Raw genomic sequence first — 14,713 nt, forward strand, 5'->3', positions numbered from 1 at the left:
CATCTTACAGCAAGTTTCGATTCCGTCAACACCTCAACCGAATCTTTTTCTTGCCGCCCCGGGGTCCGTACTGGCTACCAACCGGGCCGATCATCTTACCGCAATTCCGTGTCCCGTCAACCACCCGTGAACCACTTCCTTGCTGCACCCAGCTTCGCATCATCACGACTGCTCTACCGGGCCGCGCATCTTACAGCCACTTCGTCAGTCGTCAAGCACTAACTTCGTTGCCGCCTTCTGCGCCCCCGCCAGTCCTTCACAAGCTCCCGGCGGGGCGCGCATTGTGCACATGCACAACGGATTTGCATAGGGGATCGCCAAGTATTTTTCGCGTGGGTTGCGTAGCCACGCTGAACGCGCCTGCTTGACGCTTGTGCGGGCTTGTCCGAAGGTCGCCGGCAGTCGACATGGACCTGATCTGATGACACTACTAAGACGCGCGCTCACCGCGGCCTGCACGCTCGCGCTGGCGGGATGCGCTTCCGGCAATGCGACCTGGGTCGAGCTGGCGGGCACGCGCTATGCGGTTGAAGTCGCCGACAACGACGAAGAACGCGCGCGCGGGTTGATGTACCGGGATGAGATGGCCGCGGGCACCGGCATGCTGTTCGTACACGACAGCGAGGAGCCGCAGGCCTACTGGATGAAGAACACGCGGATTCCGCTGGACATCCTCTACTTCGATGGCGGGCGCCGGCTGGTGGCGCAGCAACGCGATGTGCCGCCGTGCTCGCTGGGCAATGGCTGCCCACCCTACCCGAGCAACGCCCCGGCACTGTTCGTACTGGAGCTCAATGCCGGCGAGGCGGCGAAGCTGGGGCTTGAGCAAGGTGCCGAGCTGACCTTCGGCCCCGGCATCGCCGACAAGTAGTGCGATGCCCTGGTAATGCGATCCCCTGATGCATCGAAGCATCAGGGGTGATGGGCTTCAGAGCTCCATCATCTCGAAGTCGTCCTTGGTCACGCCGCAATCCGGGCAGGTCCAGGTATCGGGCACGTCGTCCCAACGGGTGCCCGCGGCGATCCCTTCTTCCGGCAAGCCCTTGGCTTCGTCATAGATGAAACCGCAGACGACGCACATCCAGGTGCGGTAAGCGGTGATCGTGGCGGTCTCGGACATGAGCGGATAATGCGTGGACTTCGGGACGGGCATTGTCCCACCCGGGCCGCTCCCACGGAAGCATGCACATGACATCTCATTGGCCACAGCGGGGCCTCTACACCATCACACCCGACCAGCAGGACACCGAGCGCCTGCTCGCCGACGTGGCATTGGTGCTGGGGGCCGGCGCCAGCTGGCTGCAGTACCGAAACAAGACGGCAAGCGCGGCGACGCGCCAGTTCCAGGCGACGGCGCTGCTGCCGCTCTGCCGTCGCCACGGCGTGCCGTTGATCATCAATGACGATTGGCGGCTTGCCGCGGCGATCGGCGCCGACGGCGCGCACCTGGGCGAGGACGACGGCCAACTCGGCCCGGCCAGGGCGACATTGGGGGGTTCGGCGATCCTCGGCGCCTCCTGCTACGACCGCCTCGACCTGGCCCGGCAGGCGGTTGCCGCGGGCGCGAGCTACGTGGCGTTCGGGGCGTTCTTCGCTTCTTCCACCAAGCCGCTGGCACGGCGCGCCTCACCCGTGCTGCTGGGTGACGCCGCCGGGCTGGGCGTACCGCGGGTGGCGATCGGCGGGATCACGCCGGACAATGCCCCCGGCCTGATCGCGGCAGGCGCCGACCTGGTCGCCGTGATCAGCGGCGTGTTCGACGCGCCCGACCCGGCGGAAGCCACGCGTGCCTACGTCGACTGCTTCTGAACCCCCCGGCAGCCGGACTGCCGGCGCCATGACAACAACGCTTCCCGCGCAAGCGGGTGGAAGTACCCGAGAAGGACATTGATGAACACCGATCGTTCCCACGCCCTGTTTGCCCGCGCCACGCAACTGCTGCCAGGCGGCGTCAATTCGCCGGTGCGCGCGTTCAAATCGGTCGGCGGCGAGCCGTTCTTCGCCCAGAGGGCCGAAGGCGCATTCCTGTTCGATGTCGATGGCAATCGCTATATCGACTACGTGGGCTCGTGGGGCCCGATGATCGCCGGGCACGCGCACCCGCAGGTGCTCGACGCGGTCGCGCGCACGATGCGTGACGGCCTCAGCTTCGGCGTGCCCAACGCGCTCGAGGTGACGATGGCCGAAGCGATCACCTCGATCGTGCCGAGCTGCGAGATGGTGCGCATGGTCAACTCGGGCACCGAGGCAACGTTGTCGGCCATCCGCGTCGCACGCGGCGCCACCGGTCGTTCGCGCATCGTCAAGTTCGAGGGTTGCTACCACGGCCACGGCGACAGCTTCCTGGTCAAGGCCGGGAGCGGCGTGATGACCCTGGGCCTGCCCAACTCGCCGGGTGTGCCCGCGGCCCTGGCCGACCTGACCCTGACCCTCCCCTACAACGATTTCGACGCCGCGACCCGGTTGTTCGACGAGGTCGGCAGCGAGATCGCCGGGCTGATCATCGAACCGATCGTCGGCAACGCCAACTGCATCCTGCCGCGCGACGGCTACCTGCAGCACCTGCGCGACCTGTGCACGAAGCATGGCGTGCTGTTGATCTTCGACGAGGTGATGACCGGCTTCCGCGTGGCCCTCGGCGGCGCGCAGCAGCGTTACGGCATCACGCCCGACCTCAGCACCTTCGGCAAGATCATCGGCGGCGGCATGCCGGTGGGCGCCTATGGCGGCCGCCGTGACCTGATGAGCCAGGTCGCCCCGAGCGGCCCGATCTACCAGGCCGGCACCCTCAGCGGCAACCCGGTGGCGATGGCGGCCGGTCTGGCCACGCTGGACCTGATCCAGGCTCCGGGCTTCCACGACGCCCTGGAACGCGCCACGCACGCGCTGTGCGACGGGCTGGAGACGGCCGCGCGCGACGCCGGCGTGGCATTTCACACCACGCGTGCACCGGGCATGTTCGGCTTGTACTTCCGCGAGGGGCCCGTGCAATCGTTCGCCGATGCAATGGGCTCGGACAGCGCAAAGTTCGGCCGCTTCTTCCATGCGATGCTGGAACGCGGCGTTTACCTGGCACCTTCGGCATTCGAGGCAGGCTTCATGTCCAGTGCACATGGCGAAACCGAAATCGCGCAGACCGTTGCGGCCGCGCGCGAGGCGTTTGCGATCGTGGCGGCCGGCTGATGCGCGCGCGCCCGAAGCTGGTGCTGTTCGACTTCGACGGCGTGCTCGTGCGGTATTCGCACGAGCGCCGCGTCGAGCACCTGGCCGACGCGACGGGATGCTCGCCGTTGCGCGTCGTGGAGGCGCTGTTCGATTCCGGGCTGGAAACCGAGTACGACTGCGGCCAGGTGGACACCGCGCAGTACCTGGCGCGCCTGGGCCGGGACCTGGAGTCTCCGGTGGACGAGGCCACCTGGATCGCTTCGCGCGTCGCCGGGTACCACGTCGAGGCGGGTGTCGCCGATCGGGTGCTGGTGGCATCGCGACGCGCCCGGGTTGGCGTCCTCACCAACAATGGCGCCCTGCTGCCCGAGGCCGCGCGCCGCGTGTTGCCGGCGTTGTTCCCGATGCTGGAAGGCGCGGTGCTGTGCTCCGGAGCGCTCGGCGTGCGCAAGCCCGAGCCGGAGATCTTCCGCCGCGCGCTCGCGCATTTCGGTGCGATCGCGCAGGAAACGCTGTTCGTCGACGATTCGCCGCGCAACGTCGAAGGGGCGCGCAGTGCCGGCCTGCATGCCGAGCACACTCCCGACGCCGCGACGCTGGCGTCGGTGCTGCAGCTCTACGACCTGGCCTGAACGCCCGCCGCCGGGATTTACGCGGCGGGCCCCAGGGCTTGCACGAGCGCCGTGCGCAGACGCGCCAGGCCCTCGGCGATGTCCGCATCGCCGATGTTGAGCGCCGGGACGAACCGCAGCACGTCCGGTCCGGCCTGCAACAGCAGCAGGCCCTGTTCGATGCAGCGGTCGAGGATGTCGCTCGCGCGACCGGCATGCGCCTCGCGCAGCTGCGCCCCCAGCATCAGGCCGCGACCGCGGATCTCCGAAAACAATCCGAACTCGGCGTCGATGGCCGCCAGACCATCGCGCAGCGCGCGCGACTGACGATCGACATTGGCCAGCAGCGCCGGCGACGACAGTTCCTGCAAGGCCACCGTGGCAACCGCGGCCGCCAGTGGATTGCCGCCGAACGTGGTGCCGTGCGCGCCGAACTGCATCGCGTCGGCCGCGCGGTCGCCCACCAGCATCGCGCCGATCGGAAACCCGCTGCCCAGTGCCTTGGCCAGCGTCACCACGTCCGGAGTCACCCCGTAACCCTGCCAGGCAAACAGCGCGCCGGTGCGGCCCATGCCGCACTGGATCTCATCGAGCACCAGCAATGCGTCGTGGCGATCGCAAAGCGCACGAAGGCCTGCCAGGAATTCCGGCGTTGCCGGGGTCACACCGCCCTCGCCCTGCACTGGCTCGATCAACACCGCGCAGACGTCGCCATCGGCCATCGCCGCTTCGGCCGCGGCCAGGTCGTTGAAGTCGCTGTAGCGGAAGCCCGGCGGCAGTGGTTCGAAACCTTCGTGGTACTTCGGTTGCGCCGTCGCGGTGACCGCGGCGAGCGTGCGGCCGTGGAAGCTGCCGCGGAAGCTCAGGATCACGCGCCTGTCCGGATCGCGTCCCTTGGCCGTCGCCCACTTGCGTGCGAGCTTGATCGCCGCCTCGTTGGCCTCGGCACCGGAATTGCAGAAGAACACGCGCTCGGCGAACCCCGACGCCGTCACCAACGCCTGCGCCAGCTTCAACGTCGGCTCGCTGACGAACACGTTGCTGGTGTGCCACAGCTTGCCGGCCTGCTCGGTAAGCGCCGCGACCAGCGCCGGGTGCGCATGGCCCAGGGCATTGACGGCGATGCCCGCACCGAAATCGACGTACTCGCGGCCGTCCCGATCCCAGATCCGCGATCCACGCCCGTGATCGAGCACGATGCGGCGCGGCCGGTACACCGGCAGGTAGTAGCGCTCGGAGAGGGCGAACAGCGAGTCGGTGGTGTCGGTCATGGCGATGGCGTGCGGCGGAAAACCCGCATTCTCGCCGATCGCCAGCCCCGCCGGGCCGTACGGAACGGGTCGCGCCCGATTCGCGGCATCGAAGCGCGGGCCGCCGGGGCGGAGGACCGGGGCGCTCAGTCGAAACAGTGCGGCACGAAGCGGCTGGTGTTGCGGGTGATGCGGTCGTCGTCCTCGCGCACGCCCAGCCCCACCGCCTTGTCGCCCACCACCCACACCCCAAGCAACGCATGGCCGTGTTCGCTCGCGTACAGCGGTGCGCAGGCCTGGTAGACCACACCGTCCTCGGCGAAAGCGGGCGCCCGCTCGTGCACGGTGATGCCTTCCCCTTCGCGACCGAAACGGGGCTTGGCCACGACCTCGCCCGCGATGTCGCGCGGGTCGTGCGAGGCCGCCAGCAGGTTGGGGTGCCCGGGGAACATCCGCCACAGCAGGGGCAGCAGCGACTTGTTCGACAGCACCTGCTTCCACGTCGGCTCGATCCATTGGCACGCGGTGGCCTCCAGATGGGCGGCGAACGGCTCAGCGAGCATCCACTCCCAGGGATAGAGCTTGAACATCCGCGTGATCGGCCGGTCGGAGAGGTCGACGAACTCGCGCCCGTTGAAGCCGATGTCGGAGATGTCCAGCCCCACCGGCTGCAGGCCTGCCTGGGCACACGATTCACGCAGGTAGTCGAGCGTGCCGCGGTCTTCATCGGACTCCAGACAGCCGGCGAAGTGCACGCGACTGCCGGCCGGCACGATCTCCTGCCAGCGCGCAACCAGCGCCTCGTGGATCAGGTTGAACTGATCGGCGCCGGCCGCGGTGTCCTCCAGCCAGTACCACTGCGCCACGGCCGCCTCGAACAGCGAGGTCGGCGTGTCGGCGTTGTATTCGAGAAGTCTCGGCTCGCCCTCGCCGGCCCATGCCAGGTCGAAGCGGCCGTACAACGCCGGCTCCCGCTGGCGCCACGAGCGCTCGACCAGCGCCGCCGCGCGGGCGTCGATGCCCAGCGGCTCGTAGTCGCCCCGCCGCACCACCTCGGCCACGGCCTCCAGGCACATGGCGTGGAGCGTATTGCCGGCCGCTTCGATCCGGTCGATGCCGGCCTCGGAGAAGCGGTACAGCGCGTCTTCGGCCCAGTACCGCTCACCGCCGGGGGAATGGAAGTCGAACCCGAGCGCCTCGACCTTGCCGCGCCAGTCGGCGCGCGGTGTGCACGTTTCCCGCCGCATTACGAGACAGCGCTGCGAATCCGGGCGCTTCCGCCGAAGCCACCGCGATAACCGGACTCGCGCGACACCGGCGAGTGATAGTCCAGCATGGACCGGCCCGCGCCGTAGTAGCCGCCGCTGCGGTAGTTGGTTCCGCGTGTGTCCTGGCTGCACTCGCCCCATTCGCGCGTGCCCGACAGGCCATTGCCGGTGTCGGCCGGGTACCACGGTCCGACCCAGCCCCCATCGGCGTGCTCGCAGCGCGAGCCATAGTCGCACTGGCAGCTGTATTGATCGGCGCCATAGCGATCGCGCTTCATTTCCTCGCCGGTGGCGTCGCGGAAGATGGGGAACGCAACCACCGCCGCCAAGCCCGCGATCACCAGCGGCGCCGAGATCGAGCGTTTGCGGTGGGTCTGCACAGGCGCGGCGCGCGAAGTGGACTTGCCCTTGTTTCGGTTGCGGGCCACTCAGACCACCATCGCGGCGGCGTTGAGCACGCCGACACCCAGGTGGATCGCCGAGCAAAGCACCGCTGCGGCGACCTCGTCGCGCTCGATGCGGGCACGCAGGTCGCGCAGCAACAGCCGTGTGCCCATGTGGGCCAGCAGCTGCAACAGCAGCGCAACCAGTCCCCAACTGGCCAGGTCGCCCAGGCTGACGCTGTGCGCCAGCGCGCTGGCCAGTGGCATCACCACGCCCAGCAACGCCGACGACAGGCAGAGGCTGGCGCTGAGGTTGCCTGCGCGAACCAGGGCGATCTCGCGTTGCGGCGTCAGCCACAGGTAGGCCACCACGAACAATCCGGCAAGCGCGGCAGCAACGCCGAACCAGGCGAGAAACTGCGGCAGGGTCTGCAGGTAGTTGGACATCGATGGATCCGGTTTGGCGCGCGGGGGCGCACGGTAGCCGGACCTCGCGGCGAGCGCAATCTGCCGGCCATGCGCGGCGACCCTCCCGCCCGCACGGTGCGACGGGAGCGTGGCCGCCTACCAGTCGCCGGTGTTCGCCATCGATGCCCAGGGCTCTTGCGGCGGCAGACGCCCGCCATTCTGCAGCAGTTCGATCGAGATCCGGTCCGGTGACCGCACAAACGCCATGTGGCCATCGCGCGGTGGGCGATTGATGGTTACTCCCATCGCCTGCAGGTGCGTACAGGTGGCGTAGATGTCGTCGACTTCGAACGCCAGGTGGCCGAAGTTGCGGGCGCCGCCGTAGTCCTCGACGTCGTAGTTGAACGTGAGTTCGATCTCCGACGCGGGGTTGGCCGGAGCGCCCAGATAGACCAGGGTGAATCGCCCTTCCGGGACGTCTTTCCGGCGCGTCTCGACCAGGCCGAGGCCGTCGCAAAAGAAACGCAGCGACGCGTCGAGGTCGGCAACGCGGACCATCGCATGCAGGTACTTCATCGCAGGTGCTTGGGCAGCTGCGAGTCGCTGAGGAACAGGTCCGGCAGCAGGCGCTGGCCGGGCTGGACCGCGTACTGGTCGAAATCGGTGACGCCTGCGGCAAACAGCACGTCGTCGTCGATCAGGAAGTGTCCGTGGAAGCCATCGGCCTGCCGCAACAGCACCAGATGCGCGGCGTCGGCGACGATCTCGGGCTTGCGGCACTGTGCCGCCTGGACGCCGGGAATCATGTTGATCGCGTCGGTGGCGATCACCGTGCGCGGCCACAATGCGTTGACCGCGATGCCCTGCGGTCCGAATTCGGCGGCCAGGCCCAGCGTCACGAAGCTCATGCCCATCTTCGCCAGGGTGTAGGCGGTGTGCGGTGCCCACCATTTCGGATCGAGATTCAGCGGCGGCGCCAACGACAGGATGTGCGGATTGGGTGCCTGTTGCAGGTACGGCAGGCAGGCCTGCGCGCACAGGAAACTGCCGCGCGAGTTGACCTGCTGCATGAGGTCGTAGCGCTTCATCGGCGTGTCGAGCGTGCCTCGCAGCCAGATCGCGCTGGCGTTGTTGATCAGGATGTCGATGCCGCCGAACGTGTCGACCGTGGCCGCGACTGCGGCGCGCACCTCGTCTTCCTCGCGGATGTCGCATTGCAGCGGCAGCGCCTTCCCGCCCGCGGCCTCGACCTCGGCAGCGACGCTGTGGATCGTGCCGGGCAGCTTCGGGTTGGGCACCGCGGACTTCGAGGCGATCGCAATGTTGGCGCCATCACGCGCGGCGCGCAGGGCGATCGCGCGGCCGATGCCACGTGAGGCGCCGGTGATGAACAAGGTCTTGCCGGACAGGGTATTCATGATGTCACCGTCTGTTGGGTCAGACGCCGGCGGGCCGGCGGGGGTGGCCGCTGCGCGGCCTCGGCGGATCAGGTTGGCGCCATGGCGAAGCCGCAATCCATGACGTCGAAGGTACGGCCAGCATGCTCGATTGCAATGGCGATGGCAGCCCCGGTCGATCCATCGTCTTCGTCGATGGCGCCGTCGGTGGCTTCACCGCCCACGTTCCTGCAGGTCCCGCGCCACTAGGGCTTCGGGCCCTGGCCTTCGTTGTCTTCCCACTTCAGCAGGCGTCGCGTTATGAACCGGTAGACCGGCTTGCCGGTCGCGAACCAGGCATCGCGCAGCCAGGAATGGCGCTTCAGCACCCGGCGCTCGACCGGGGTGATCGTCCCCGGGCAGTAGGTTCGCTTGTGTTTGAGCAGGTGCCGCAGGTCCTCTCGCGCCAGCAGCCGCATCCAGCGCGATCGCGCGTGGCCATGCGTGGCCAGTTGGAAATCGATGATCGCCGGCCGGCCGTCGGCCAGCACCAGCCAGTTCGCTTCCTTGGCCAGATCGTTGTGGGCGAGGCCGCGGCGATGCAGTTGCTGCAGCAGGCGCCGCGCCTGGCGGAAATAGGCCAGGTCGCCGTGCGGTGGCCGCTGGTACATCGCGGCGCCTTCCATGTAGCTGCGATCGAGGCGGCGGCCGTCCCAACGCAGCAACTGCGGGGTTGCGTCCAGCCCGTCGACACGCTGCAGCGCGCGCGCCTCGCGCCGTGCCAGCCACCACGCCGGCAGCCGCAGCCACAGCGGCACATGGCGCAGGTCGCGGCGCACGAACAGGCCGTTGGCATCGCGCATCAGGGCAATGCGGCCAAAACTGTCGGCCTTGAGCGCGGAAATTTCGCTGGCTTCTGGGTACATCGCGACAGTTTACGCAGCCGCGCCGGTGACGACGCCATGGGCACATCCGCGCTGCGCGCGCAAGGCGTTCCGTCCACGCATCACGCGCGTGGCTGACATATGCCAGCACCAGACCCCTGCCTATAATCCGGCGATGGAATCTGCCTGGATCGAAAGCGCGACCACCTGGATCAGCGCCAACCCCACCGCCGCGGGCGCCCTGATCTTCCTGATCGCGTTCTGCGATGCCATGGTGATCCTCGGCATCTTCGTGCCCGCGTTACCAATGCTGTTCGCGGCGGGCACGCTCGTGGGCCTGGGCCACCTCAACGGCCCGTATGCGCTGGCGTGCTCGACGCTGGGCGCCTTCGTCGGCGATGGCCTGAGCTTTTGGATCGGCCACCGCTGGGGCCCGCAACTGCGCCAGCGATGGCCTTTCTCGCGCTACCCGCAGTGGCTGGACCGGGGCGAGGTGATGTTCCGCCGCAACGGCTCGCGCAGCATCGTGATTGCGCGCTTCGTCGGTGCCGTGCGCCCGTTCGTGCCGGCGATTGCCGGCATGTTGAAGATGCCGCTGCGCAGCTACGCCCTTCCCAGCCTGGCCGCCTGCCTGGCGTGGTCGGCGCTGTTCCTCGCACCGGGCTGGATACTGGGCGCCTCGTACGACGCGGTCGCCGCGGTCGCCGATCGGCTGGCGCTGGTGCTCGGCGCGCTGGTGGTCGCCATCGCGCTGGTCTGGGCCTGCGTGCTGTACACGTGGCGCTGGTTTGCCGCGCATGCCGACAACCTGCTGGCGCGCGCGCTGCGCTGGACCCGCGCTCACCCCCACCTGGGCCGCTACGCCGCCGCGCTGATCGACCCCAATCGCCCCGAATCGCCGTCGCTGGTGATGCTGGCGGTGTGCCTGCTGGCCATCGGCTGGGTCTGGTTCACCCTGATCGCCAGCCTGCTCGCCAGTGGCGGTCCGCTCGCCGTGGATCACACCATCCACCAGTTCATGTGGAGCCTGCGCAACCCGCTCGCCGACCGCATGATGGCCGCGCTGGCCTGCCTGGGCGATGCCCAGGTGCTGGGTCCGGCAGCGGCGGTCGCGCTGGGTTATCTGCTGTGGCGGCGACGCTGGATGGCCGCCGCGCACTGGATCGCCGCGCTGGTGTTCGGCCTGGCGCTGACGGCCCTGCTGGAGTCCGCCATCGACATGCCGCGCCCGCCCACCGCGCCGGACGGCTTCGGGTTCCCGTCGGTGGCGGTCACGATGACCACGATCACGCTGGGCTTCTTCGCGGTGCTGATCGCCCGGGAACTGCCCGGCCGCAGCCGCGTCTGGCCTTACCTGCTGGCCGGCGTCTTCACCACGCTGATCGGCTTCGCGCGCCTGTACCTGGGCGCGCACTGGCTCAGCGACCTGGTCGGCGGCACGCTGTTCGGCATCATCTGGCTGCTCGTGCTGGGCCTGGCCTACCGGCGCCACGTGGCGCGCGCGTTCTGGATGCGCCCGCTGGCCATTTCGTTCTACCTGACCTTTGCCGTTGCCGCGTTGTGGCATGCGCCACGTGCAGCCGACGACCTGCTGGCCAAGTTCAACGCGCCGCAACCCACCACCACGCTGGTGGCCGCGAACTGGTGGCGCAGTGAATGGACCACGTTGCCGGAACAGCGCAACGAGAAGGACGCACGCCGCCGCTGGCCGTTGGACGTGCAGGTGGCCGGGCCGCTCGCGCCGCTGCGTGCCGCGCTCGAAGCCGATGGCTGGCGCGTGCAGCCGCAGGCCGATTGGCTGGCCACCGTCGGCCTGCTCAACGTCGCCGAGAAGGCCCGCGACCAGGCCGTGCTGCCGGCTACCCTCGATGCCCGGTCCGAAGCGCTGCTGCTGTTGCACGACGGCGTACGCGCCGACGAGCAGTACGCACTGCGCTTGTGGCCCGCCCCGGCAAAGCTTGCCGATGGCACGCCGCTGTGGATCGGCAGCAGCCAGACGCTGCGCCTGCGCAAGCCCTTGGGGTTTGTCGCCCTGTGGCTGCCGCAGCCCGATGACGGACGCGCGCTCGTGCTGGTGCGCCGTGGCCTCCAGGGATTCGCCCCGATCGAGGCACCGCACCCGCGCAACGGCCAGGCGGTGTTGCGTCTGCGCACGCCAGCGGCACCTGCGCGTGCGCCGGCTCCGGCAACCTCGCCGGTGTCAGGAAACCAGGCGAAGTAATTGCTGCAGGCGTTCGTGCGGGTCGTCGACCTGCAGCAGCGCCTGCCGCTGCGAGTCGTGCAGCGGCAGCAATTCGGCCAGGCGCCAGCCCACCCAGGCGGCGTCGTCGAACCGCGCGCGCGGCGCGGCGGCATGCTCGCCACCGGTGCGCTCCAGTACGTGCTCGAGCATCGAGGCCAGCAGCCCGTGTTCGGGCAGCACGGGCTCGTCGGAGGCCTCATCGCACCACTCCACTTCGGCGACCTGCAGGCCGTTGTCGCGCACCCGCACGCGCCGCACATGGAAGCGGCGCGCGCCGCGCACACGCAACGTCAGCAGGCCATCGTCGCCCTGGCCGAAATCCTCGATCAGCGCTTCGGTACCGAACGCGGCGGCCGTGGCCGGATCGCCGGCCTCGTCTCCGGCAAGGATCAGGCAGATGCCGAATCCGCGGCCATGACGACCGCACTCGCGCACCAGATCGAGATAGCGCGCCTCGAACACCCGCAGGCCGAGAGAGGCACCGGGCAGCAGCACCGCGTGCAGCGGAAACAGGCCAAGCGATTCGGACGGGGTCTGGCGATCGGGCATCGACTGGTCGGGTCGCGCGAGGGGACGTTGGGCCGCGCCTGCGGCGGTATCTGGAGAATAGAACAGGCGACCGCGCCTGCGGCACCCTCGCCGGAAATTCCCGTAACGCCCGTGGCGCAGTCGGGGTGACGCGGGCGCGGCCTTGCACCGTTGGGTGTGTACGCGACGGTTCCCGCGTCCTGGAGCTGGCCGACAGCCGTGCGGCGGCTTGCCGACCGGCAGGACGCCTCAACCCGTCAGCTGCGCCAGGAAGCGGCGCGGTGCGCCGTCGAAGCCGCCGTTGGACATGAACACCACGTGGTCGCCGGCGCGCACGCGCTCGCCGAGCGCGGCAAGCAGAGCGTCGGCGTCGGACGCGGTCACGCCTTCGCCACGCAGCCCGGCAACGACCTTGCCCGCATCCCAGGCCAGTTCGGGGCGGTGCAGGAACACCACCACGTCGGCACCATCGAGCGACGGCGCCAGCGCATCGGCATGCGCGCCCAGGCGCATCGAATTGCTGCGCGGCTCCATCGCCACGACGATGCGTGCATCGCCCACCCTGGCACGCAGCCCGGCCAGCGTCGTCGCGATGGCCGTCGGGTGGTGGGCGAAGTCGTCGTAGATCGTGATGCCGGCCGACGCGCCGATCACTTCCATGCGCCGCTTGACGCTGCGGAACGCAGCGAACGCCGGCAGCACCGCGGCCACGTCGACACCCACTGCGTGCGCGCACGCCAGCGAGGCCAGCGCGTTCATGACGTTGTGGCGACCCAGCAGCGACCAGCGCAGCTCGCCCAGCTCGACGCCATCGTGGATCACCACGAACGCGCTTCCGTCATCGACCAGCAGGCGCGCGGTCCAATTGAACGGCTGCGCCGTCACCGAGGCGGCGACATCCAGGCCGAAGGTCTCGACCGGCGTCCAGCAGCCCATCTCCAGCACTTGTGCCAGGTGCCGGTCCTCGCCATTGACGATCAGCCGGCCGCGACGGGGCACCGTACGCACCAGGTGATGGAACTGGCGCTGGATGGAGGCCACGTCCGGGAAGATGTCGGCGTGGTCGTACTCGAGGTTGTTGAGGATCGCCACCAGCGGCCGGTAGTGCACGAACTTGCTGCGCTTGTCGAAGAACGCGGTGTCGTACTCGTCGGCCTCGACCACGAACTCGCGGCCCGAACCGATCCGCGCCGAGGCACCGAAATCCTCCGCCACGCCGCCGATCAGAAAGCCCGGCGCGCGGCCCGCGGCTTCCAGCAGGAAGGTCAGGATGGTGGTGGTGGTGGTCTTGCCGTGCGTACCGGCGACGGCCAGCGTGTCGCGTCCGGGCAGCACGTGCTGGCTGAGCCACTGGGCGCCCGAGGTGTAGGCGCGACCGTCGTCGAGCACCTGCTCGACCGCGGGGTTGCCGCGCGAGAGCGCGTTGCCGACCACGATCGATTCGCAGTCCGCGGAAATGTTGTCGGGCAAGTAGCCCTGCCTGAGCGCGATGCCGAGCGTTTCGAGCTGGGTCGACATCGGCGGATAGACCGCCTGGTCGCTGCCTTCGACCTCGTGACCGAGTTCGCGTGCCAGCGCGGCGACGCCGCCCATGAAGGTGCCGGCGATGCCCAGGATATGTAGCTTCAAGATCGGAAGTCCTGCTGTCGCGCCCGGGCCGTTCCGGGGCGACGCATGCGCGTCGCACCCGGTCGTCCGGCCCTGCGCATTCGATGCTTCGGGCGGTTGCCAGCCAAGCAGGCCCAAGGCCTGCGCGAGCGCTGGCTCAACCCACTTCGCGTACCGGCGCGATCGACTCGACGATGCGCGTGAACACCTCGTCGAGCGAGCCGACGCCATCGACCACGGTCAACTGGCCGTGCTGGCGATAGAACTCGATCACCGGCGCGGTCTGGTTGTTGTAGACGTTCAGGCGAGTGCGCACGGCGTCCGGGCTGTCGTCCGCACGGCCCTCGGCGGCAGCGCGGCCGGCGATGCGCTCGACCAGCAGTTCGGTGGCGACATCCAGCTGCACCGCGGCATCGAACGGCTTGGCCAGACGCTGCAGCAGACCGTCGAGCGCGTCGGCCTGGGCCAGGTTGCGCGGGTAGCCATCGAGGATGAAGCCGCCGGCGCAATCGGGACGCGACAGGCGGTCTTCGAGAATACCCAGCAAGATTTCGTCGGAGACGAGCTCGCCGCGATCCATCACCTGCTTGGCTTCGAGGCCAAGCTTGCTGCCGGACGCCGCTTCGCCACGCAGCAGGTCGCCGGTGGAGATATGCGGCACCTGCAGGTGCTCCTTGAGTCGCGCAGCCTGCGTGCCCTTGCCGGAACCGGGCGCGCCCAGAAGTACCAATCGCATCATTTTGCTCCTGAGACAATCATGAAAGCCGTGGGGCATCGGCCCCGGCCCCGCGTGGGGCAAAGCCCGTGTGCAGTGCGGCGCTGGCAGCGCCACAAACCCGACCCACGGGCGAAACAAGGCCGCCAGCTTAACGCATCGGCCCCCGGCGGGGCCCGTCAGCACCAACAGGCCCGTGGACCCCGCCGCCCGGCGGAACTGGCCCGGAGGATTCGGCCCGGAGAAATCGGAACGGGGGGTGCGCCCCGGGACGC

General features: G+C 69.0%; 16 protein-coding genes and 1 pseudogene. 5 read left to right on the plus strand and 12 right to left on the minus strand.

Annotated elements, in window-relative coordinates; all coding sequences use genetic code 11:
- The first annotated feature begins 421 nt into the window (after positions 1-421).
- On the plus strand, positions 422-871 hold the full coding sequence (locus EER27_RS15715; RefSeq protein WP_123089094.1) for a DUF192 domain-containing protein: 450 nt from the start codon (positions 422-424) through the stop codon (positions 869-871).
- A 57-nt stretch (positions 872-928) separates the two neighbouring features.
- Here the strand turns inward: EER27_RS15715 and EER27_RS15720 are convergent.
- Positions 929-1,184 (minus strand): annotated as a pseudogene (locus tag EER27_RS15720) (rubredoxin).
- Positions 1,185-1,188: 4 nt separating this feature from the next.
- Here EER27_RS15720 and thiE point away from each other — a divergent pair.
- The 3 genes from thiE (at position 1,189) to EER27_RS15735 (ending at position 3,797) form a co-directional block, all read left to right on the plus strand.
- Positions 1,189-1,809 carry a thiamine phosphate synthase gene (gene thiE, locus EER27_RS15725; RefSeq protein WP_123089096.1) on the plus strand — a complete coding sequence of 207 codons (621 nt, stop codon included), beginning with the start codon at positions 1,189-1,191 and terminating at the stop codon, positions 1,807-1,809.
- Between the two features lie 81 nt (positions 1,810-1,890).
- Positions 1,891-3,183 carry a glutamate-1-semialdehyde 2,1-aminomutase gene (gene hemL / locus EER27_RS15730; protein ID WP_123089097.1) on the plus strand — a complete coding sequence of 431 codons (1,293 nt, stop codon included), beginning with the start codon at positions 1,891-1,893 and terminating at the stop codon, positions 3,181-3,183.
- Positions 3,183-3,797 carry an HAD family hydrolase gene (locus EER27_RS15735; protein WP_425480856.1) on the plus strand — a complete coding sequence of 205 codons (615 nt, stop codon included), beginning with the start codon at positions 3,183-3,185 and terminating at the stop codon, positions 3,795-3,797. Before hemL ends, EER27_RS15735 begins: the two co-directional genes overlap by 1 nt.
- A 17-nt stretch (positions 3,798-3,814) precedes the next feature.
- Here the strand turns inward: EER27_RS15735 and EER27_RS15740 are convergent, their stop codons facing one another.
- The 8 genes from EER27_RS15740 to EER27_RS15770 all read right to left on the minus strand — a co-directional run bounded on the left by EER27_RS15740 (position 3,815) and on the right by EER27_RS15770 (position 9,387).
- Positions 3,815-5,047: an acetylornithine/succinyldiaminopimelate transaminase gene (locus EER27_RS15740; RefSeq protein ID WP_123089098.1), complete on the minus strand. Its 1,233-nt coding sequence runs from the start codon at positions 5,045-5,047 to the stop codon at positions 3,815-3,817.
- Positions 5,048-5,172: 125 nt separating this feature from the next.
- Entirely contained in the window at positions 5,173-6,273 is a 1,101-nt protein-coding gene (locus tag EER27_RS15745; RefSeq protein ID WP_123089099.1) for a glutathionylspermidine synthase family protein, read from the minus strand.
- Entirely contained in the window at positions 6,273-6,722 is a 450-nt protein-coding gene (locus EER27_RS15750; protein ID WP_123089100.1) for a hypothetical protein, read from the minus strand. Before EER27_RS15750 ends, EER27_RS15745 begins: the two co-directional genes overlap by 1 nt.
- On the minus strand, positions 6,723-7,124 hold the full coding sequence (locus EER27_RS15755) for a DUF350 domain-containing protein (protein WP_123089101.1): 402 nt from the start codon (positions 7,122-7,124) through the stop codon (positions 6,723-6,725).
- Positions 7,125-7,241: 117 nt separating this feature from the next.
- Positions 7,242-7,661: a VOC family protein gene (locus EER27_RS15760; RefSeq protein WP_123089102.1), complete on the minus strand. Its 420-nt coding sequence runs from the start codon at positions 7,659-7,661 to the stop codon at positions 7,242-7,244.
- A complete protein-coding gene (locus tag EER27_RS15765; protein ID WP_123089103.1) occupies positions 7,658-8,503 on the minus strand; it encodes an SDR family oxidoreductase in 846 nt (281 codons plus the stop codon). Before EER27_RS15765 ends, EER27_RS15760 begins: the two co-directional genes overlap by 4 nt.
- A gap of 68 nt (positions 8,504-8,571) precedes the next feature.
- Complete coding sequence (locus EER27_RS17470) at positions 8,572-8,706, minus strand: hypothetical protein (RefSeq protein WP_263316947.1); 135 nt, start codon at positions 8,704-8,706, stop codon at positions 8,572-8,574.
- 21 nt (positions 8,707-8,727) lie between these two features.
- Positions 8,728-9,387: a protein kinase family protein gene (locus EER27_RS15770; RefSeq protein ID WP_123089104.1), complete on the minus strand. Its 660-nt coding sequence runs from the start codon at positions 9,385-9,387 to the stop codon at positions 8,728-8,730.
- A 133-nt stretch (positions 9,388-9,520) separates the two neighbouring features.
- Between EER27_RS15770 and EER27_RS15775 the strand changes: the two genes are divergently transcribed.
- Positions 9,521-11,566, plus strand: coding sequence for a bifunctional DedA family/phosphatase PAP2 family protein (locus EER27_RS15775; protein WP_123089105.1), 2,046 nt, complete (start codon positions 9,521-9,523; stop codon positions 11,564-11,566).
- Here EER27_RS15775 and EER27_RS15780 read toward each other — a convergent pair.
- The 3 genes from EER27_RS15780 to EER27_RS15790 all read right to left on the minus strand — a co-directional run bounded on the left by EER27_RS15780 (position 11,546) and on the right by EER27_RS15790 (position 14,459).
- Positions 11,546-12,136, minus strand: coding sequence for an LON peptidase substrate-binding domain-containing protein (locus EER27_RS15780; RefSeq protein ID WP_123089106.1), 591 nt, complete (start codon positions 12,134-12,136; stop codon positions 11,546-11,548). The two genes, EER27_RS15775 and EER27_RS15780, sit on opposite strands and share 21 nt — an antisense overlap.
- Before the next feature lie 228 nt (positions 12,137-12,364).
- Positions 12,365-13,747 (minus strand): UDP-N-acetylmuramate:L-alanyl-gamma-D-glutamyl-meso-diaminopimelate ligase, encoded by a 1,383-nt coding sequence (gene mpl / locus EER27_RS15785; protein ID WP_123089157.1) that lies wholly within the window; start codon positions 13,745-13,747, stop codon positions 12,365-12,367.
- A 133-nt stretch (positions 13,748-13,880) separates the two neighbouring features.
- Positions 13,881-14,459, minus strand: coding sequence for an adenylate kinase (locus EER27_RS15790; RefSeq protein WP_123089158.1), 579 nt, complete (start codon positions 14,457-14,459; stop codon positions 13,881-13,883).
- Positions 14,460-14,713: the final 254 nt, after the last annotated feature.

The organism is Montanilutibacter psychrotolerans (genome assembly GCF_003719825.1).
Lineage (GTDB): Bacteria > Pseudomonadota > Gammaproteobacteria > Xanthomonadales > Xanthomonadaceae > Montanilutibacter > Montanilutibacter psychrotolerans.

Coding starts and splice junctions, on each gene's coding strand:
- EER27_RS15755 (WP_123089101.1), bottom strand. CDS start 7,124: ATGTCCAACTACCTGCAGACCCTGCCGCAGTTTCTCGCCTGGTTCGGC.
- EER27_RS15790 (WP_123089158.1), bottom strand. CDS start 14,459: ATGCGATTGGTACTTCTGGGCGCGCCCGGTTCCGGCAAGGGCACGCAG.
- EER27_RS15735 (WP_425480856.1), top strand. CDS start 3,183: ATGCGCGCGCGCCCGAAGCTGGTGCTGTTCGACTTCGACGGCGTGCTC.
- EER27_RS15775 (WP_123089105.1), top strand. CDS start 9,521: ATGGAATCTGCCTGGATCGAAAGCGCGACCACCTGGATCAGCGCCAAC.
- EER27_RS15745 (WP_123089099.1), bottom strand. CDS start 6,273: ATGCGGCGGGAAACGTGCACACCGCGCGCCGACTGGCGCGGCAAGGTC.
- EER27_RS15780 (WP_123089106.1), bottom strand. CDS start 12,136: ATGCCCGATCGCCAGACCCCGTCCGAATCGCTTGGCCTGTTTCCGCTG.
- EER27_RS15760 (WP_123089102.1), bottom strand. CDS start 7,661: ATGAAGTACCTGCATGCGATGGTCCGCGTTGCCGACCTCGACGCGTCG.
- EER27_RS15715 (WP_123089094.1), top strand. CDS start 422: ATGACACTACTAAGACGCGCGCTCACCGCGGCCTGCACGCTCGCGCTG.
- EER27_RS15770 (WP_123089104.1), bottom strand. CDS start 9,387: ATGTACCCAGAAGCCAGCGAAATTTCCGCGCTCAAGGCCGACAGTTTT.
- hemL (WP_123089097.1), top strand. CDS start 1,891: ATGAACACCGATCGTTCCCACGCCCTGTTTGCCCGCGCCACGCAACTG.
- EER27_RS15740 (WP_123089098.1), bottom strand. CDS start 5,047: ATGACCGACACCACCGACTCGCTGTTCGCCCTCTCCGAGCGCTACTAC.
- EER27_RS15765 (WP_123089103.1), bottom strand. CDS start 8,503: ATGAATACCCTGTCCGGCAAGACCTTGTTCATCACCGGCGCCTCACGT.
- thiE (WP_123089096.1), top strand. CDS start 1,189: ATGACATCTCATTGGCCACAGCGGGGCCTCTACACCATCACACCCGAC.